This is a genomic window from Acanthopleuribacter pedis (assembly GCF_017377855.1).
In the GTDB taxonomy this organism is placed as follows: domain Bacteria; phylum Acidobacteriota; class Holophagae; order Acanthopleuribacterales; family Acanthopleuribacteraceae; genus Acanthopleuribacter; species Acanthopleuribacter pedis.
In genome coordinates this window covers 83,347-103,782 of record NZ_JAFREP010000016.1, presented here as the reverse complement: position 1 = coordinate 103,782, position 20,436 = coordinate 83,347, and the positions used below count along the sequence as shown (strand labels likewise).

The following is a 20,436-nucleotide window of genomic DNA, read 5'->3' as shown; positions in this document are numbered from 1 at the left end:
GACGCCCTCTTCTCCCCCGTGGCTCACGCCCCAATGCGTGGTTTTTTAACCCGCAATTAAAAGGTCCCAGTTGGTTCCCCTTGAGTTGGGACCCTGCAGGCCGCGGGCCAAAAAGCGCATTCACAAAGAAAAAATATCCGTTCTCGATACCAAGTTGGCAACCGATCCCCCGGATCTGACACACACGTCTCACCAGCCATCTGTTTCGCGAGACACAAGAAAACCACCTCGGTTACGCCTACCGTTGCACAACAACGATGAGATCCGGCCTTCCACATAGCGCCACGATGCCGAAGGCTAGAACCTAAAGTGTGCGATTCGGGTGGATGCAATTGCTCAAGTATCGGCGCAGGACGCGCCGAGGGTTGGAGCGAAAGGTGTTGGAAAAGCGCACCGGGGTCGCGCACGACGCGTACCTGTAAGGTACGTCGAGCATTTTTACTGCACGTTGCAGCCCAACAGGTTGGGCAAGTGCGCCGCCAAGAATCGCATACCTTAGGTAGAATCCCTGCGCCTGGTTTCGGTCGCCGGCCTTGTGCTGCCAAGCTTCTTGGCCGGCTCACGAAGAACGCCCGCGAGAAACACGGGGCGGCAAAAAAAATGAAAGAAATTACAGACATCCTGTTTACACATCTTTCACATACGTTTAATATATCAACAAGATACCTGGATATATTCCTGCTCTCCACTCCCCCTAACACTTTGACTCAAGGAGACTTTCCGCTATGGGTTCGCCTTGTCCTTTTGCTGCTTTTTCCCCTGTTCCCCACTTAAAAACGCTCAAAACTCTGGGCCTCACCGTCCTCCTCTGCTTGCTCGGCAGCGGCACGGTGTTCGGCCAGACCGACGCCGCCGGCCAACTCCGCGGCCGCGTCATTGACCACGAAACCAACCCTTTACCAGGCGCAACCATTGAAATTCGCCACCACCAAAAAGGGATCCGTCGATCCGCCGTCTCCCAGGGCAACGGATCTTTCCAGTTCCAATCCCTACCCATCGGGACATACAGTATTCGCATTTCCATGCCCGGGTTTAACGACGTCGAGCAGGACCGCTTGGACATCGCATTGGGCGGTGCAGCCGCCATCGACTTCACCTTGGTCCCCGACGAGCTGAGTTACAGCGAATCCATCACGGTCACCACCTCACGCATCAAAGCATTTGACATCACCAGCACGACCACCGGCCTGGTATTCGATACCCAACGCACCGAAACCTTGCCGGTCAAAACCAACCACAACGCCGTTGCCCTGTTGGCGCCGGGCGCCGTTCAAGGCGATTCCGATTTCGGCACGGGCGATCTGGTATCCTTCGGCGGCGCCTCGGTTGGTGAAAACGGCTATTACTTAAACGGGCTCAACATCACCGATATCCGTAAAGGAATCGGCGCGATTCGTTATCCCTGGGAAGCCGTTGACCAGATTCAGGTTAAAACCGGCGGCACCCCCGCGGAGTTCGGACGCCATATCGGCGGGGTTGTTAACATGGTCACCAAATCCGGCAGCAACGATTTCCACTTCGGGGTTCGCACCGTTTGGGATCCGCGCGATTTGTCCGGCCAAAACCCCACCACCTTCTGGCCTGACAACGAGGGCAACGAACAGCTTATTGTGAACAACCGCGAGGATTCCTCCGAATGGCAGGACTACAACGTGTTCGCAAGCGGCCCCATCGTAAAAGACAAGGCTTTCTTTTATGTGCTCGGCAACCCACGCCGCTACAAAGACACCTATGCCAATACCAATACCTTCTATGACCGCCAAACCGAAGGCGACTTCTGGCTGGCGAAAATGGATTGGTACATCAATCAACGCCACTCGGTGGAGTTGCTTGGTTTTAACAATGAACAGGAACGCACCACCCGTTCGTTTGCTTATTCTTTCAACGAAGGTCGTGGCGAATCCCACGGCAACAGCTACCGCGAAACCGGCGGCGACGTTTGGACCCTGAAATACAATTGGGCGGTGACCGACACGCTCAGTGTTTCAACCATGTACGGCAAAGTGGAAGCGGTCGACAATACCCGCGCCGACAACCCGGAACTCCCCGCTTACTGGGACAGCCGCTCAGGAAGCTGGATTCGACTCGGGGACTGGGTCGCGGCCAGCATTAACACCAAAGAAGATGAACGCACCAACTTTCGACTTGATGTCGACTGGGTCGTCGGCAACCACAGCCTGCGCTTTGGCTACGACGACGAGGATCTCGACATCGTCGACCTAACCACCCCAACCGGCGACGGTTATTACGAGTATTACCGTGCCGAGGCCGACAATCCTTACAACTTGCCGGAAGGCACCGACTACGTCGACCGCCGTGTCTTTGTACGCGGCGGCACCACGGGGACGCGCAGCCGTTCGCTTTACGTTCAGGATACCTGGTTGATCAATGACCGGATGACGCTGAACCTCGGCCTGCGCAACACCACCTTCGAAAACACCACGTCCCAAGGGGAAACCTACGTGGACATCAGCAACCAAATCGCACCGCGTATCGGCATCTCCTGGGATCCCTTCGGTGAAGGCCGTACCAAGGTGTTTGCGAACTACGGCCGCTTCTACATGCCGGTTTCTCCCAACACCAACGTGCGCATGGCCAGTGGCGAACTCGATGAACATTTCGTCTCTTACCTGCTCGGCGTCAATCCCGACGGCTCGCCGGTGATTGGCGAACAAATTGCCCACCAGGTCGTCTCCAACGGCGAAGTTCCCGCCTCCGACCGCCTTTTCAACCAAGAAGCCGGCCCGATGTACAACGACGAATACATGATCGGCTACCAACAACAAACCAACTCCGGCTGGCGTTTCGGCGCCCGCGCCACCTGGCGGGATTTGGTGCAATCCATTGAAGATATTTCGATTAACTACGCACTCAACAACTGGATCGAGGCCAACATGCCGGACGCCCCCCGCGTCGGCGGCTGGTTCCCGTTGCTGACCAATCCCGGTTCCGATGCGGTGCTAAACTACGACGTCGACGGCGATGGAACCAAAGAGCGCATCGAACTGTCGGCGGCCGACCTCGGCTTCCCGCAAAGCGAACGCAAATACTTGGCCTTCGAGCTTTCAGCAGAAGGCCGCATCGGTGCCAACCTCCTCGTTGCGAGTTCCTACACCTGGTCCCATAACTACGGCAACACCGAAGGTTTGCTCCGCTCCGACAACGACCAGTCCGACCCAGGTTGGACCACCTCATTTGATTATCCCGAACTGATGGACAACGGTTACGGCGATCTTCCCAACGACCGTCGCCATCAACTCAAACTCTACGGGAGCTACCGCCTCCCGGCCAACTTCACCATGGGTTTCAACGGTTACGCCATCTCAGGTCGACCGCTCAACTCATTCGGCGTCCACCCCGGCGATGATTGTGAAGGCGACTGCTACGGTCGTATCTGGTACGGCGCGGTCAGCTTCTTCACGGACGGCGTGGCCCAACCGCGCGGCTCGGCCGGTCGCACCCCATGGCAAACCAACCTCGACCTCAACCTGGCCTACAAACTCCAACTGGGCCGCGGCGCGGTCAATATCAAAGCCGAGGTGTTTAACGTCTTTAACTTCGAACGCGCTACCCAACTCGAAGAAGAAGCCGAATTCGACAGCGGCGCCAACCAGCCCTATCACGGGCAACCCACGCACTGGCAAGAACCGCGCTCGTTGCGGTTCAGCTTGCGCTACGCATTCTAATCTAAGGTTCTTGAGCGGGGCGAGCTTGATGCTCGCCCCATTTTTTTTGGGCGCCGGGACAACGCGCGACGCCTCCTGGCCCGCATTTCTCACAAGGATTCGTCGCGAGAAGCAGAAAGCCTTGTGAGTACGAAGGTTACGACCGAGAGACGGCATGGGCGTAGCAGCTGAGGCGAAGGCGGCTCGACCAAGTAAACGAAGTATTCGCATGGGTTGCCCCGTAGCAGAATTCCTTGTGAGAAATGCGGGCTAGCAGGCTACGAAAGCACGGAGCGGGCGTCGGCGGGCGCGGTTTCGGCGGTAACATCAAGCACGTGTTTGATGCCGTGGCTCTTGGCCGCGATTTTGGTGCGCATATCCAGGTGGGTGGTTACCATTACCAACGGCAATGCCTTGAAATAAGGCATTTTTGCAAAAATATCCAAGGTGGCCAGGGAAAATGCATGGTCCTCACCGCCGTATACAAAAACCGCGTCGAAATGACGGCCCGCGGCGAGGTTTGCCAGTTGTTGGATGTGGTCAATTTGGGTAAGTTTGAAACCGGCCTTGAGCAGAGAAGCGACCAGCTTGGCACGCACTGGACCGGTAGGTGCAACAATTAAGGCAACCGGTTTCTCGCCACGCGCGGCAGGTGGCGGTTTTGCCGGTTCCACCTCAGCGGCGGGAGCGCCGGCCGCTGCAGGTTCACCGCCGGATGAGGCCTTGGGCACCAGAGCCGGCTGTGACGCCGGCGCGGCGGGTTTGGTTTTTTCGGCGCCTCCTTTTTTGAGCCGCGCGATCAGCGGAAAGTCGTCGTGGTTGACAATGTTCCGGCTTTCCAAGAAGCGTTCATAAGCAGATATTTCTTCCGGGGCCATGTCGGCAATTCTGAGGCCGAGCAGGTAGCGACCTTGAAGGTAACTGATGTGGCGTACCTCGCAACTGCATTCAATCTGGCGAATCCCGGCCAAGTTTTTAAGGCGAACCATCATGAGTTGGGTTCCAATGGGATACAAATCCTTGGTAACGGGAATGAATTTTTGGCCTTTGATGCGCATCGCTTTATCGATCTTGATGCCCAACCCGCGCTTGCTGAAATTGACAGGGCGACCATGCAGCCCGATCCCTTGCTCTAAACTCTCGAGAATCAAAACCTGTGACTTGTCGCGCATGGGCGGGCCACCACGCCCCTGACCCCGTCGTTCCGCATGGTAAATTTTCTTGGGCAAGGTAAGAATGTGCATGTTGTCGCGAAAGGGACGCTGGTATTGAATTTGGCACGTCCGCACGCGGTGATTGGAAACCACAAAGTACAAAATAAAGGGTGTTCCCTTGGGAATCGGCTTTGGCGGTCGATGGTTCAACATCACGGAAAAAGTACCCTTGTTTTCAAAAACACCTTCGATGCGGACCATAAAAGGATCCATTTTAGCCTGAACCGGTTCCAGCACGGATTCAGGTGTTCCCGGCCCAATCTGGTCTTCTAGATAAGCGAGAATCTGCTCACGATCCGTGAAGTGTGGTTCCTCATCCTTTGGGGTAAGACCCAGGAAATCTTTCAAGCCCATCCTAACCGCCCTGTAACATCCGCGCCCTTTCCACCGCGATGGGAGATCGATGCAGAAGGACACGAATCGATAGATTCAGGTACTATCCCTATCGCCCGCCACACAAAATCCTTGAGAGCCACGCTTTTTTAACCAGAGCACATTTACTGCTCTCTCCAAAAGAATCTGCAAAAAAACCGTTCACATCTGACCGATAACGGCAGCCGTTGGCACAACAAGCCCGAGACAACCTCTTTGCAGCCACCGGTTAAGAACATAGAATAGAACCTAAGAAGGACCGGTTTGTGCCGCACCACCTCGTATCGATTCCATCGTCCGATGGGTCGCCGACTTGTATGCGGCACGGTCCAAAAAACCGCCGGGAGACCGTACCTTGAGCGAATTCGTTAAAGATTGGGAAGAGGACCAGCTCATCCGACAGGTCATCGCACCCGTTGCCGCCGACCTGAGCAACGACACGGCGGTGCTCCACCCGCAAGCCGGTCATGACCTGCTGATCAGCAGCGATGCATTGGTCGAAGATGTTCACTTTTTGCGCCGCGCCCCGGCCGCCTGGGTCGGTCAAAAGGCGGTGCGCGTGAATGCCTCGGATATTGCGGCCGACGGGGGTTCGCCGCGCTGGATCACCCTCAGTCTCTCGTTGCCACCGGACCTACCTGTCCGGTGGGTTCGCGAATTCATGACCGGCGTCGCCGCGGCGTGCAGCGAATTGGGCATCACCTTAGTCGGCGGTGATACGACCCGTGCCCCCCAACATATCGCCATTAGCATCACCGTGTTAGGCGATATTCCTCATGGCACCGCAATCACACGTTCGGGCGCCGAGCCCGGCCATCTGATCGCGGTAACGGGACCTCTGGGCGACAGCTTTTTGGGCCTTGGCGTGATGTTACAGCAAACCGAAACACCAGCCGACACACACAAACGGTTGTTGCAGCGCCATTTCATGCCGCCGGACCGGGGCCCCTTCGCACGCGCGGCGGCGGTGAAGCGGCTGGTTAGCGCCATGATGGATCTCTCGGACGGCCCCGCCACCGACCTGCCTCGCTTATGTCGCGCATCCGGCGTCGGCGCGCGCATTGATCTCGAACATCTCCCTCGCTCCAACGACGGCATCAAATACTTAGATCCTCTCATGTTACCGGGTTGTGGCGAGGATTTCGAATTGTTGTTAACCTGTCCCCCGGTGCACCGCGAAGCCTTGGTCGCGCTGGCAACCGAAAAGCATACACCGCTCCATTTCATCGGCCGCTGCACCCAAGAGCCAGGCGTCGCCTGGCGTCTCCAAGGCCGGACGGTGACCCCGGCCGTCGGCTGGCACCACTTCTCAAAATCCTCGCCAAAAACCAACACCGACAGGTAAAACCTTGTAAAACATGGTCGGGGTCGCTTGGACAAAGGAAGCGGTTGTGAGAGAGTGGAGCGCCGGCGCGTACCCGTCTTTGGAAGAGACGCCACGCCAATTCTTTTTTCGGCTGGGAGGCCCCATGCGGCAGAAGGAAATACTCCTCCAACTCTTAGACAAAATCCACCAAAGTTACGCAGGAAAAGCGTTGGTGGCCCTTAAAGTTAAACAGACCATCGAAAGTATGGGCGGTCACTATATCAATGACCACATTGCATTCCGTACCTTTGGTTTGCCAGGATTCGGCATCGATTCAATTGCCGCCCCGTTCAAAGCCTTGGGTTACCAAAAAGGTGGCGATTACTACTTCGAAAAGAAAAAACTCAAAGCAATCCACCTCGAATACCCGGAGGACAAGCTCCTTCCCAAAATTTTCATTTCTGAATTGATGGTTGAGCGCTTATCCCCTGAGAACCAAGGTTTTATTCGTTCCCATACCCGTAAAGTCGACAGCAGCTACGGCCGCGGCGTTATCGGTATCGACAAGGTCAACTTGGGCCACTTCGATTCCATCCGCCACGCTATTGACGCGACCTTCCTCCACCTGGACACCACGCCTTGGCCTTGGGTTACCTTTGAGGAATACAACCAGCTGAAAGAAGAAAGCGAGTACGCATCCTGGGTAGCCGCCTTCGGGAACCGGGTCAACCATTTCACGCTATCCGTACATCAATCGGCAGTGTTCGACGACATCCGCCAGATCAATGAGGCGGTGCAAAATGTCGGCATCAAGTTAAATGATTCCGGTGGTTTGATCAAAGGCAACCGCGAGGTGGCCTTGGAACAAAGTTCCACGGTTGCCGACCGAATTTACTGGCACTTTGCAGACGAACGTCTGGAAGTGATTCCCTACGCCTACATTGAGTTTGCGCGTCGCTTCCCCATTGATCCAAACCTGCCGAAACCCTGGAAACACGAAGATCTGTACCACGGCTTTGAAGAACTGAGCGCGGACAAAATCTTCGAGTCCACCTACGACGATCAGGTTCACCGCAAAGAAGATTAATGGTTTTTTAGAACATGCACACGCCCGCATCGGTAGCTACCCGGTGCGGGCGTTTTTCGTTGGCCAATTAAAACAAGTGCGTATCGCGCAAATTAGCGCACCAAAAAAAATTAACGACCGAAAGTATCTTCATTTTTGATGTTTCGATTCTTTGAAGCCAGGTTAGGTTGGTCCCCAAACCACAGGGCAGCAGGGTAAATCGGCTGACGCCCTTGAGGTTATGGAGGAACCATGACGGATTACGACAGTCCTTGGAAAGCGCTATGCGATTCGTTTTTTAAAGAGCTCATCGAATGTTTTTTACCCGATGCCCATGCGGCGATTGATTGGTCACAGGGTTTTATCACGCGGGACAAAGAGTTGCTCAAGCTGACCCCGGCTTCGATGACCGGGCCGCGAATTGCCGACAAGCTGGTTTCGGTGGTCAAGAAGAATGGTAAGGCGCAATCGATGTTCGTCCACATCGAATTTCAAAACCAACGATCCGCCAATTTGGCAGAGCGCATTTACACCTACCATTACCGCATTCGCGACACCTACCAGCAACCCGTGGTGAACTTGGTGATTTACGGCGATCCCTCCAGATACACGCCGTCCAATAGTTTCGGCTACTCGGATTACGAAACATCCTTGTCGTTTGAATTTAAAATCATTAAGTTACAAAATGAGTGGCATCGAATCGAAGAATTGGCCGTCTCCAGCAACCCCTTCGAACTCGCCACCGCCGCCTACCTCATGGCACTCGCCAACCAAAAACAACCCAAGCAACGCTACTTGGACAAATGGCAACTCACCAGGCACCTATACCGAAGTGGTTTTTCAAAGAAAAAAATCGTCCAGCTTTACCTCTTTTTTGATTGGGTGATGACCCTGCCCGACGCCTTGGAACAACGCTTCCACCAGGATTTATCAGCTCTCGAAGGAGAAACCAACATGCGCTATGTCAGCAGTATCGAACGCTTCGCCATGAAAAAAGGCCGTGAAGAAGGCCGTGAAGAAGGCCGTGAAGAAGGCCGTGAAGAAGGTCGCGAAGAAGGCCGTGAAGCGGGTCGTGCCGAGACTTTTGCGGAATTGCTGCGCGTTGCATTAAATCAACGTTTTGGCACCATTCCCCCCGCCGTCCTCCAAAAAATTGAAGCGGCTACACTACCCCAGCTTAACGCATGGTTCGAGTTGGCCCTTACCGCCGAACACCCCGGCATCGTTTTCCCCAACGACACTTGGTAAAGCCACAAGTTTACGACACGTGAAACTCATGGCCGCTTTGGAGCAAGGCTTCCATCAGGATTTATCCGTTCTTGAAGGAGAAACCAGCATGCGTTATGTCAGCAGCATCGAACGCTTCGCCATGAAAAAGGGCCGCGAAGAAGGTCGTGCCGAAGGCCGCGAAGAAGGTCGTGCCGAAGGCCGCGAAGAAGGTCGTGCCGAAGGCCGCGAAGAAGGTCGTGCCGAAGGCCGCGAAGAAGGTCGTGCCGAAGGCCGCGAAGAAGGTCGTGCCGAGACCTTCGCAGAATTGCTCCGCATCACCTTAAACCAACGTTTTGGCACCATTCCCCCCGCCGTCCTCCAAAAAATTGAAGCGGCTACACTACCCCAGCTTAACGCGTGGTTCGAAGCGGCCCTTACCGCCGAACACCCCGGCACCGTTTTCCCCGAAGACACATGGTAAATCCACGTCCCACGAACACAACCCTTAACTCGGCTCAGCCAACAAACGCAGCAGCACCTCTTTATCAATCGGGGCACCGCTTTCCGTACCCGCCAGCAGGCTTTCCGCCAACTCGCGCTTGTGGCGATGCAGCGCCATTATTTTTTCTTCAACGGTATGCCGCGCCACCAAACGGTAAATGGTCACGGGGCGTGTTTGTCCCAATCGGTGGGCCCGATCACCGGCCTGATCTTCTACCGCCGGATTCCACCACGGGTCCATCAAAATCACATAATCCGCCGCGGTCAAGTTCAGACCCGTCCCACCGGCTTTTAAGCTAATTAAAAAGACATCACCCTCGCCACCTTGAAATGCCCGAACCCGCGCCGCTCGGGTGCGCGCGGGAGTTGCCCCATCCAAATACTGAAACGGCATCCCCCGCGCCTTCACAAAGTCACGAATCAGTTGAAGATGGTCAACAAACTGGCTGAAAATGAGCGCCCGATGCCCGTTGGCCTGGAGCTCATCCAGCACCGAGGCCAACATGCGCAACTTCGCGCTGCCCTTGTCCCACTCCGGCAAAACCATTTTGGGATGGCACACCCCACGCCGCAACCGCATCAGGTTGGCCAACACCTCAAGGTACTGATTTCCCTTACCCGGCGACATGCGACTTATGCGATCCAAGGCGTCCCGTCTCAAGGCCTCGTAAACCGTGCGTTCTTCCTCACTAAGCGCCACTTGCAATTCTATTTCGGTGCGTGGCGGTAACGCGGACAACACATCCCGCTTGAGGCGCCGCAATATAAACGGGCGCACCAAAAGCTGCAAATCGCGCTGTACCTCACGGTTCGATTGCCGCTCTATCGGACCGGCAAAACGTTTGTTAAAGGTCTCGCGGGGTCCCAATAAACCGGGATTGATAAATTGGAACAGGCTCCACAGTTCGCCCAGGTGATTTTCAATCGGCGTCCCGGTCATAATCAATCGAAATTCAGCCTGGAGGGCCCGCGCCGTTTTGGCTCGCTGGGTCACCGGATTTTTGATGGCCTGGGCCTCATCAAACACCAGACTATGCCAGGATCGGGTTTGAAGAAGTTCACCGACAAAGGACAAAAGGCCGTGGCTGACGATGAGCACATCAAAGGGACCGGCTTCCGTCACCACCTTGCCGCGATCCTCATCACCGAGGTAACACGGCCGCAGGCTAGGCGCAAACCGACGCAGTTCCGCCTCCCAGTTGTAACATACCGAGGTCGGCGCCAAAACCAAGGCGGGACCGTCGGCGGCACGCCGTAACAGGAGCGTAATCGCCTGAATGGTTTTCCCCAAACCCATGTCGTCGGCCAAACAGGCGCCGAGCCCGCAATGGGCCAGCCGCGCCATCCAGCGAAAACCCGCAACTTGGTAATCGCGAAGATCACCATCGAGGGTGGTCGGGATCGGGATGTCCTGATGCTCAATCGCTGCAAATTGTTCTTGCAGCCGGTGCCACTTGCGGTCACCTTTGAAATCAGCGATCCCCTCAAAAACCGGCGCCATACTTAAGGCGGCCGACAAACTGTAACGCAGCCGCTTCTGGTCACGGGCCTGATTGAGGTTTTGCAAGCTTTGCAGGCGCCGTAGAAATTCGTGGCTCAAGGAAAGGAAACGACCATCCGCCAAGGCAACAAAACGACCGTGGCGACCTTCCCCAATCAGGGTCAACAACTCTTGAAGACCAACCACCATTTCTTCATTAACCTGAACCTGCCCCTCTACCGCGAACCAATCGCGGGAATGTTTGATGCGCATCGAAGCATTACCCAAGTGCGCGATACCCGCCAACCGCATGGATTGGCCTTCCGGCCAAGCGACCGTCACTTGTTCGCGGATCCGTTCTAAGTCGTCCAGCAGTTCCAAACAATCCTCAACGCTATCAAGCACCCAGGGCATTTCCACCTGTTGAAAAGGAAACAAAGCAGGGCAAATACGGAACAAGTTGTTGAGGGCGTTTTTTTCAGCCTCGGCATCACGACGCGTACGCAACTTCTCGCCGTTCACATCCGCGGTAACGGAACGTCCCGGCGACCCCGGCTGAAACCAGGGTCCTTGATCCCCAAAAGGCATCACCGCGGGCTGGACCGACAGCACATCGCTCATCGGCGTTAGCAGCAGGTACAGTTGTTGGTCGGGCGCTACTTCGCGTGCCGAGCTGTCCAGTTCCACATCGGATTGAATGGCGATCAGCGGGGCCAAATCATTTAAGGTCCGGCGCAATTGGTCGCGACCGCGGTTGGGAATCGCCACCCCCCGTTGCAGAATGTGGCGAATCCCGCGCAGGTGGTCGTCAAGCGGATAAAACACGAGCCGGTTGGCACCCGCTCTTGCGACCAATACATCCTCATCAGGGACCAAGGATTCGTTCGGCGAAAGGCGCAAGCGAACCCTGTCACCATCTTCGATCACTTGGATTTGCACGTCGCCCTTCGTCAAGGTCGCGGGCACCAGCTGCTCGCCCGCAAGTTCTTCAAATACACGGGGATGATCCGCCAAGGCCTCGAACAAGGAAGCCGGCAGTTTGTGGCCCGGTGAATAAACGCCCTCGTGAAACAGCTTCAGTAACTGTGCTTGAAAGCGGCGATCCGCCTCGCTAAGCGGCTCGAACTGCCGCGATCGTTCGGCAAATTGAACGCAGGACACCCGGCGTCCCTTGCTCCAATTCTTCCGCTTGGCGTTGTATTTCTGGAACCGCGCGTAAAGGCGTTCGTGGTAGTTGTCGGTATCGGAGAAATCAAAAACCCAGACCAACCGGGTCGTCGTTTCGACAGTTTCTTCCTCGGCGGGCGCAACCCGACGGCGCCATGCATCCAGTTCCTTAAGAACCATCTCCCAGGGTTCTTGCCGCGGCAAGCGCGTTAAGAGCGGCACATAACCCATGGCGGCCAGGGCGTCCCGACACGCGTTTTGGCGCGCCTCATCACCGGCTCGAATGGCAATTAGGTAAGATAGGTCCCACATCGGCCAAAGAAAACCGGCCCGTTCCAGTTCAACCACCGCGGACGCAAGTCGTGCATGATCCACGGCAAAATTGGGCGTTTCCAGCCAAGTCGCAACCAGCGTATAAAGCCAAACAGGAATAGGTTTGGGATCACCGCCAAAATATTGCCGAAACTCGTACCAAGGCTTGCCGACCACCTTGCGGGGCGCTTCAAAACCCAGCGCCATTTGGAAGGCAATCCCCCCACAAACCCCACCCCGCGAACGGAGATGCTGCCCCAATTTGGGCAAAAATTCTCGAGCTGGAGCGTCATCGCCGACAGCAACACGCAGCAAAAACAAAAACGGAAGGGTCGAATCCTTGACGGTCAGCAGGCTATCGATCCCGTTGGCCGGCTTGTCTAAAGACACCGCGGCCTCAATCCCTTTGTCGGACCCTCCCGCCAAGGTCTCGCGAATCGCGGAAAGGCCGGGTGCACATTTCAGACGAAGCGTCTCTTCAGGAGAAGGCCAAGCGACCTCGGCGCCACACAGCAAACGGCGCTCCAGCGTCAGGAGGAAACGCCGCTGAACCTGTTTGAGATCCACGTTTTCCTTCTCGATCACAGACCAAAAAGCATCGTGGAACGAGAACAAGGCTTGGTTTAACGCGGGGTTTGGGGGAACACGGTCGAACGCATAATCCAACAGGGCATTCTCGGCCTCGTCACTCCAGCGAGGTGGGCCAAGCGTTCGCCACCGCTGCAAGGCCCGGACGGTCAGGTGTGCGGTATCAGCACCAAACCATGGCAGGAGAACTTCGCCATGGAACAACACCTGGCGCATTCGAAACACCGGCGCCACAAACATCAGCGCAACCACGCTGTAGGGTGCCGAGGCCAAGTCGCGTCGGCGCTCCTGCTCCCGGCCAACCTCGCGGAAGCCCTCATTTTGGTGGGACAACACCGTTTGGACCAAATAATCGTAGGCCGCGTGCTGGGCTAACTGCGACGCGATCAAACAAAACCAAGCGGGGTGGGGACGAAACGTAAAATAGCCACCTTTCGGGCGTTCCATGGGCGCGGAACCCCGCGATTTTTCCCGCAAAGCCGTCACCACCGCATCAACCTTGTCAGGCGCAACCTTTCGACGTCCGGTCAACTCACAGCTCAATACCGCAATCAGCTCGCGATCAAACAGGGAACCCGCGAGGGTCATCATCACAAAATGAACCCGCTGTGCCTCGGGAAGTTCGTCGTAAAACTGTTGACACACCGCCGCGGGCACAAAAACGTCGGCATCCTTTGCCTGACTCATGGCACCATCCTCTCCTGTTCCCCGCCGACCGAAACCACCCAAACAACCAAGCCGCACCGGAAGAAAACGGGTGACAGCCCACTTGAATCGCGCCTTCGCGCACCATGGTGGAAACACCTTGGCTTCGTTGACGTAAGTAGCAATTGCCATTACACTGAAATCTTTCCATGTAAGGCCTTTTCGTCGCGCCAAGAACGCGTGCCATTGTAGCAAGTTTGTGTGGGCCGGTGTCCCAAGGGACACCCCCGTGGGTCCCGATTTTTATACGCGAGGATATGCATTGACATCATTTACGCCGTCCCTTTCCCATCCGTTCCGTTTCTCAACCCTGATCCTCACCCTCCTTAGTTTGTTCCTGCTCGTCGCCTGTAGCCAACAGGCCGACACACCGCAAGGCGAAGGCGGCGCAAAAGAAACCGAAAAACGCCGCTTTTTGAGCATCGGTACCGCGCCGCCGGGCGGCGCGTTTTTCGTGGTCGGCGGGGCTATCGCCCAAACAGTCGGCGACGCTGAAGGGAACAAAAACTGGGATGTCAGCGCGGAAGCCACCAAAGGTACGATGGAGAACATCCGCCGCCTCGAAAAAGGCGAGCTGGACCTGGCCCTGGCCAACGCGGCCATTACCTACTTCGCCGTTCGCGGTGAGGAGGGCTGGGACAAAGCCTACGACATGCAGTCGGTCATCACCCTCGCCCCCAACATTGCCTTGTTCATCACCGCCAAATCCTCCGGCGTCAAAAACATCGCCGATCTCAAAGGCAAACGCGTGGTCGTCGGTCCCGCGGGCGCCGGTTTCGAATACTTCATTCGCCCGATCTTGGCCGCGCATGGGGTGAGCTACGAAGACTTCACCCCGCTTAACGCCACCCAAACCGCCGCGGTCGACATGCTTAGCGACGGCTCGGCCGATGCAGCCTTTCTCGGTGGCGCGGTCCCCACCGCCTCCATTACCCAGGCGGCCACATCCCAGGATATCCACTTCATTCCGTTCGCCGACGCCGCTCGCGAAAAGCTGATCAACGACTATCCCTTTTTCAGCGCCGCCACCATTCCGCCAGGCACCTACAAGGGCCTAGACACCGCTTATGAGGGATTGAACGTCGGCTCCATGATCCTGATCGCTTCCGCAAAAGCCGACACCGACCTGATTTACCAATTCACCAAAAGCGCGTATGAGAATCGCGCGGAAATCGTGAAACGCCACCCCGCCGGCAAAGCGATTAATCCCAAAAACGCGCCGCGCAGCACCGGTCTCTCCTTTCACCCCGGCGCGGTGAAGTTTTACAAGGAAGCGGGTATTTGGCCGGAACCGGCGGGAACCCCGTAACTCTATGCTCAAACCCCTTTTTGGCAAACTGCAAACGGGTTTCGGAGTCGCCCTCTGCCTGTTCGTCCTCGCCGAGGTAAACTACCCGCGCATGCAACCTCACGCGGCACTGGCCCTGTTCGCCCTGTTCGGGCTGGCAATGGTGTTTTTGCAAAAACCGCTGCACCCCCGTTTCGCAAAGGCAACCTGGTCTCAGGTTCTCGACCTCGTCCTGGTCGTCGCCTCGGTCACGGCCATGGGCTACTTGGTCGTACAAACAGAACCCCTGTTTAAAGCGTGGTGGTTCGACGGGCGGCCGCTCGGCGAACGGGCCGGCAGCGAGGTCACCATGGACTTTTGGATGGGTTACCTCGGTCTGGCCCTGCTTTTCGAGGGCACCCGCCGCGCCATCGGCTGGACGCTCCCGATTCTTTCGGGCACCTTTCTGGCCTACGCGTTCTGGGGTCCTGCCCTTCCCGATTTCCTGTTTCCTCACCGTGGTTACAGCGCGGGCCGTATTGTCAGCCAAACCTTTTTACACAGCCAAGGGGTCTTCGGACCGGCCTTAAAGGTGATGTTCACCTTTGTGTTTTTGTTTGTACTGTTCGGCGCGGTCCTTGAAAAAACCGGGGCTACCAAAGATCTGATCCGCCTAGCCCAACGCATTTTCGGAAACAGTCGCGGCGGGCCCGCCAAGGTAGCCGTCGCGGCCAGCGGCTTGATGGGCTCCCTTTCCGGCAGCGCGGTGGCCAACACCGCCACCACCGGCACCTTTACCATTCCCTTGATGCGCAGCGCCGGTTTCCCCAAAACCTTCGCCGCGGCCATTGAAGCAGCATCCAGCTCGGGCGGCGCCCTGGTGCCCCCGGTCATGGGTGCGGGCGCCTACATGATGCTCGAATTGGTCACCCCCCAAGTCACCTTCCTGCAAATCATCCAGGCGGCCCTGATTCCGGCAATCCTTTATTACCTGGCCCTCTTCCTGCTGGTCCACTTTCTCGCGGGCCGCTTTGAAGCGGAAGCCACCGCGAAAACGGTTGAGGCGGACGACGCGGTGGCCGCGGCAACCAAAATGGCGGAAGGTCCCATCAGCACCTTTAAGGTGTCGCTGTTCCTGGCTGCTTTTGTCCTGCTAATCGGCATGTTGGTCGCGGGCTGGACGCCCTTTCGATCCGTCACCTTGGCGGTCCCGTTTGTCATCGGCCTGGCGATGTTTCGCCCGGACACCCGCCTTGGTTTTAAGGATTTGATCGGCGTCATGCGCGCCACCGCGGTGCAAGGCATTCCCCTCATTGTGGCGGCGGCCTGTGTCGGCGTCATCATCGGCGTGGTCACCCTCACGGGGTTGGGTATCAAGTTTCCGGCCCTCCTCATCCCCATGGCCGAAAGCAACCTGGTCCTTGCGCTGCTGCTCATGATGGCGGCCTCCCTCGTGCTGGGCATGGGCCTGCCTTCCGCGGTGTGTTACCTCTTGCTGGCCACCCTAATGAGTCCGGTTCTCACCGATCTGGGCGTTGTCCCCCTGGCCGCGCACTTCTTCATCTTCTATTTCGGTTTAATGTCTATGGTCACCCCGCCGGTGGCACTGGCGGCCTATACCGCCGCCTCCATTGCCGATACCCACGTGATGTCGACGGGTTGGGCGGCGTTCCGCTTCGCCTTCGCCGGATTCACCCTGCCCTTCGCGTTTATCTTTCGGCCGGAACTGCTCCTGCTTGCCCCTGGTATCGATCACCAGGTGGCGGCCGTCGGCGACGTCGCACTTGCGCTGGTGTTTTGCGTGCCGGCCATCGTGGCACTGGCCGCGAGCTTAGCCGGTTTCTGGTTCCGACCACTCAACTTCCCGCTACGCTTGGTGCTCATGGCTTTGGCCCTGCTTATGCTGGCCCCGCAAGATGGGTCGTTCGGCGGATTGGTCTGGATCAGCCTGCCCGCCTTCCTGGGCATCGCCGGCTATCTGAAATTCGGAACCAAAAAGTAACGGGTTTAACCCGCATTTCTCACAAGGCTTTCTGCTTCTCGCGACGAATCCTTGTGAGAAAACGGGTTAACCCAGGCGACGTCGCGCCTTGAGCACGACGTCCTCGCCAACCCGCGCCACCTCATCCATATACCAAGCGTGGGCATCACCGATCTCGGCAAGCCCCAGTCCCCCAATGGGCCCCGGCGCTGAAACACCGCCGATAACTTTGCCCCCGATAAAAGCCCAAATTTCGTTGATGAGGCCGTGTTCGGCGAAAGAGCCCAACACCTCCGCGCCGCCTTCAACCATCACCGCCAACATGCCGCGTTCCGCCAACATCGGCAGGAGCGCGCGAACATCAAGCCTTTGCTCGTGCAACGGCACGGTGAGGACATCCACACCACGGTCGGCCAAAATTCGTCGCCGTTCGGAGGGAAAATCCGGCGCAGCCACGACCAAGGTGTTCCCTTCAAGCTGGGGATCAAAAACACGGGCTTCCAACGGGCAACGTCCGCGACTGTCGAGAATAATGCGAACGGGATGGGCGCAGGTTTCACGGTCGTTCAAACGCGTGGTTAACGACGGGTTGTCGGCAATGACGGTACCCGCGCCAACCAAAATACCGTCGCAGCTTTGCCGTAAACGATGGGCCTCGGCACGTGCAGCCGGTCCGGTAATCCATTGACTGGAGCCGGTTCGGGTGGCGATGCGCCCGTCCAGACTCATCGCGTATTTGGCAAAAACATACGGCTGCTTCTGGGTGATCATGTGAAAAAATGCGCGGTTCAAATAACGCGCCTCGTCCTCGAAAGGGCCGCAAAATACGGTCACCCCCGCCTCAACCAACTGCCGGTGTCCGCCACCTTCAACCTTGGGGTTATCGTCACCGACCGCGTAAAAAACCGTGCCGATCCCGGCATCAACTAACGCCTGACTGCAGGGCGGTGTGCGGCCGTGATGGCAGCAGGGTTCCAAAGTCACGTACATGGTTGCACCGCGTACATCCTCGCTAGCCGACCGCAAGGCCTCAATCTCGGCGTGGGGCAAACCGGCGCGGTGGTGGTATCCCTCGCCAATGATGCGACCGTCCCGCACGATGACGGCGCCGACCATGGGATTGGGCGCGGTAAAACCGTCGGCGCGGCGGGCAAGTTCCAACGCACGGGCCATAAATCCTAAATGGGGTTCGTTTTTCGGTGCCGGAGTTTTAGGTAGGGTCATGCACCACCTTCATCACGAGGTTGCCGCTGAGGCACCGCGCCGAAGCGGAGGCACCGCGCAGCGTGCACGGAGGCACCGTGCTGGGGCCACGATGCACCACAAAGCATAACATCAATCTAGGCCAAACCGCGTTGGCAGTCGTCTGTTACCCCTTACGCGGCGCGCGGGTTAAACCTGCACCGGCGGCGGCGCCTGATTCGCTTGGTTATCGAGCGGCTTGCGACCAACAAACACGTAGTAGGGCGCGCGAACCAAAGGTAGATAGGGCACCTTGGCACGGCATTCATCTAGGTTTTGCGCTTCGAAACGATGATGCAAATAGGGTAAATGGTCGGGATTGGGAAAGACGTGGTCAAAATCGAACCAACTGCGCCAGAACGAACGGGTTGACCAGGGATGGCGGCGAAGGCCTTCGTCAGGAGACTTCCGCGACACATAAAAATCCACCACACCAATCACACCGCCCGGCTTCAAAATTCGGTACGCGTGATCAATCGCGGCAAACCAATTGGGGATCATCGTCAAAGAATAAGAAAACGTAACCACGTCTACCAACGGCGAAGCCTCGGGTCGATAAGTCGTGGCGTCGGCATAAACCGCCTCGAAATTGTGCCAACCACGGTCCTCTGCCCGACGTTCGGCCACTTTCAGCAGTGATTCCGCCAAGTCCACCAAATACACATGCTTGAGGCGGTGAATACGGTCCCCGAGGAATTCGAGGTTGGAGCCGGTACCGCCGCCAAAGTCAATCCAGATCCCTTGCTCGGGAGCCTCAATCGCCTGATACAGCTCGGCGCGACCTTTGAGCAAACGCTTGCGAAAATCGTCGTACTGGTCGGCCTGGCGGCCGTAGAAGCCTTCCATGCGCTCGGCATGGGTTTTGCCCTTCACGGGCGCGAGGGCCAACGAATAAAGAACTTTTAAATCACGCAACAATGACACGCGCGGGCCTCCCAGCCAAATCGCCTCGGTAGAAGTAGGACACGCCGTCCTTCGTCCAACCGAAGCAGTCGAGATACCGCGCTGTCCCGGTCTTCCCGCGACAGCGCCTCAGGTTAGCCCGTTACCAGGTCGGCAATGTAAAAGCTGCCGTAGGTCCCAACCCGGTCGCGACCATGAAGGTCCGCGGCCATTTGGGTTTGGTAGGTCAGCATCTCGCCAACCTGAACCTTTTGACCGGCATGTTGGACCGTAATGGGATCGATAAAATCCACTTCCAAGCCACCACTGCGCCACAGCAAACGCGCTTTCTGCGCGGCTCGGTCGACAATGGCTTGCCATTCGCGCGCCAAAATATCGCGGGCGGCGGCACTCAACCAATCCATGTGGTCCAGCAAAACATAGCGGGTGACCTCGCCGTCATGACCCTCGAGAAAGTCGTGAATGGTGCTGGTATGCGTGGTTATCCGGTCAATTAAGCCACCCTTCAGCCGCTTGAAATTTTCCTCACGCAGGTATTCCGGACAGCGTTGGGGATGGTATTCACCCGTGACGTACAACCACCAGAAGTAGTTGTCGATGGTGGGCACCAGGGTAAACACGGTTTCGACACAGTCCTCAACGAACTTGGCGATCCCGCCTTCATAGGTTCGTTCGATCTGCTGACGCTGCGGTCGCGGCACGCCCAACATCGACAAGGTGCTGTCCAAACGCATCATGCGTCGCAACGGGCGCGTCCAGAACGCCTCGCGGATGTGGTTGTGATATAGGGCATGCTGCGCTTCCAAGGAGTCTGCTTCAAAGAGGGTGACCAGCACATCACGCAACTTACGTTGGTTGATGTAGAAGTACAGCATGCGAGCGAAGGCACCGGAAGAACCGTGGAAGTAGAAGCTGGGCCGCAACTTCCCTCTGACAAAATAGCTTGTCTTTTTGTCCCAATAAGGGCGATGTTCCGACTGTAACTCGGGCCGAATTTTATCCTGATAAAGCTGCTGGAAATCGGGGTGGGAACCCCGGCCGAAGACCTGAAAGAAGGTCTCGTAGTCAAGCGCGCGAATAGCGGCCAATTTCAATTCCAGCAGCGCGTTTTGTCGGGGATTCATGTCCACGGCGTGAATGTGTTTGGGCTGGTCGAGAACGTAATCGAGCGCGTTGCACCCGGCAGATGTGATCATCAAGATCGTGTCGTTTTCAGTGAGTTCCAGAGCTACCCGATCCAAGCGCGGATCTTCCCAACATGTGTTGTAAACCAAATTGTTTTTATGGACGAAGTTAAAGATCTTATGACTCGTCCAGTCGCCTAGTTTTTTCATAGCTTGCGTAGTATTCCACGTTTTTTTTCGCTCGTCTGTGAGAACTCTTTGAGAAGGACAAAGGCTCCACCGCGCCATCCTGACCCGTTTGCGGCCTTTTTGCAAGCCCTTCGCGCATCCGACT

The 20,436-nt window shown here is 56.9% G+C and carries 12 protein-coding genes; 7 read left to right on the top strand and 5 right to left on the bottom strand.

The features are described 5' to 3' along the window. Positions 1 to 725: 725 nt before the first annotated feature. On the top strand, positions 726 to 3,686 hold the full coding sequence (locus J3U88_RS17265; protein WP_207860179.1) for a TonB-dependent receptor: 2,961 nt from the start codon (positions 726 to 728) through the stop codon (positions 3,684 to 3,686). A gap of 257 nt (positions 3,687 to 3,943) precedes the next feature. Here J3U88_RS17265 and J3U88_RS17260 read toward each other — a convergent pair whose 3' ends face one another. Beyond that, positions 3,944 to 5,233, bottom strand: a complete 1,290-nt coding sequence (locus J3U88_RS17260) for a PilZ domain-containing protein (protein ID WP_207860178.1) — start codon at positions 5,231 to 5,233, stop codon at positions 3,944 to 3,946. Between the two features lie 373 nt (positions 5,234 to 5,606). On the opposite strand from J3U88_RS17260, the gene thiL reads away from it, so the two are divergent. From thiL to J3U88_RS17240, 4 genes are all read left to right on the top strand, one after another. Next, positions 5,607 to 6,596: a thiamine-phosphate kinase gene (thiL, locus tag J3U88_RS17255; protein WP_207860177.1), complete on the top strand. Its 990-nt coding sequence runs from the start codon at positions 5,607 to 5,609 to the stop codon at positions 6,594 to 6,596. Between the two features lie 124 nt (positions 6,597 to 6,720). Beyond that, a complete protein-coding gene (locus J3U88_RS17250; RefSeq protein ID WP_207860176.1) occupies positions 6,721 to 7,644 on the top strand; it encodes a DUF1338 domain-containing protein in 924 nt (307 codons plus the stop codon). Positions 7,645 to 7,875: 231 nt separating this feature from the next. Next, positions 7,876 to 8,871 (top strand): RpnC/YadD family protein, encoded by a 996-nt coding sequence (locus J3U88_RS17245; protein ID WP_207860175.1) that lies wholly within the window; start codon positions 7,876 to 7,878, stop codon positions 8,869 to 8,871. Between the two features lie 28 nt (positions 8,872 to 8,899). Beyond that, positions 8,900 to 9,313, top strand: coding sequence for a hypothetical protein (locus tag J3U88_RS17240; protein WP_207860174.1), 414 nt, complete (start codon positions 8,900 to 8,902; stop codon positions 9,311 to 9,313). 24 nt (positions 9,314 to 9,337) lie between these two features. Here the strand turns inward: J3U88_RS17240 and J3U88_RS17235 are convergent, their stop codons facing one another. After that, entirely contained in the window at positions 9,338 to 13,567 is a 4,230-nt protein-coding gene (locus J3U88_RS17235) for a DEAD/DEAH box helicase (protein ID WP_207860173.1), read from the bottom strand. A gap of 280 nt (positions 13,568 to 13,847) precedes the next feature. On the opposite strand from J3U88_RS17235, the gene J3U88_RS17230 reads away from it, so the two are divergent. Both J3U88_RS17230 and J3U88_RS17225 read left to right on the top strand, forming a co-directional pair. Beyond that, positions 13,848 to 14,894 carry a TAXI family TRAP transporter solute-binding subunit gene (locus J3U88_RS17230; protein ID WP_207860172.1) on the top strand — a complete coding sequence of 349 codons (1,047 nt, stop codon included), beginning with the start codon at positions 13,848 to 13,850 and terminating at the stop codon, positions 14,892 to 14,894. Between the two features lie 4 nt (positions 14,895 to 14,898). Then, the gene (locus J3U88_RS17225) at positions 14,899 to 16,854 is read left to right on the top strand and encodes a TRAP transporter permease (RefSeq protein ID WP_207860171.1); all 1,956 of its coding nucleotides are present in this window, start codon (positions 14,899 to 14,901) and stop codon (positions 16,852 to 16,854) included. 66 nt (positions 16,855 to 16,920) lie between these two features. Here J3U88_RS17225 and ribD read toward each other — a convergent pair whose 3' ends face one another. From ribD to J3U88_RS17210, 3 genes are all read right to left on the bottom strand, one after another. Then, positions 16,921 to 18,057 (bottom strand): bifunctional diaminohydroxyphosphoribosylaminopyrimidine deaminase/5-amino-6-(5-phosphoribosylamino)uracil reductase RibD, encoded by a 1,137-nt coding sequence (gene ribD, locus J3U88_RS17220; RefSeq protein ID WP_207860170.1) that lies wholly within the window; start codon positions 18,055 to 18,057, stop codon positions 16,921 to 16,923. A 168-nt stretch (positions 18,058 to 18,225) separates the two neighbouring features. Then, positions 18,226 to 18,999, bottom strand: coding sequence for a methyltransferase domain-containing protein (locus J3U88_RS17215; RefSeq protein ID WP_207860169.1), 774 nt, complete (start codon positions 18,997 to 18,999; stop codon positions 18,226 to 18,228). Positions 19,000 to 19,112: 113 nt separating this feature from the next. Continuing rightward, positions 19,113 to 20,312, bottom strand: coding sequence for a BtaA family protein (locus tag J3U88_RS17210; protein WP_207860168.1), 1,200 nt, complete (start codon positions 20,310 to 20,312; stop codon positions 19,113 to 19,115). Positions 20,313 to 20,436 lie beyond the last annotated feature (124 nt).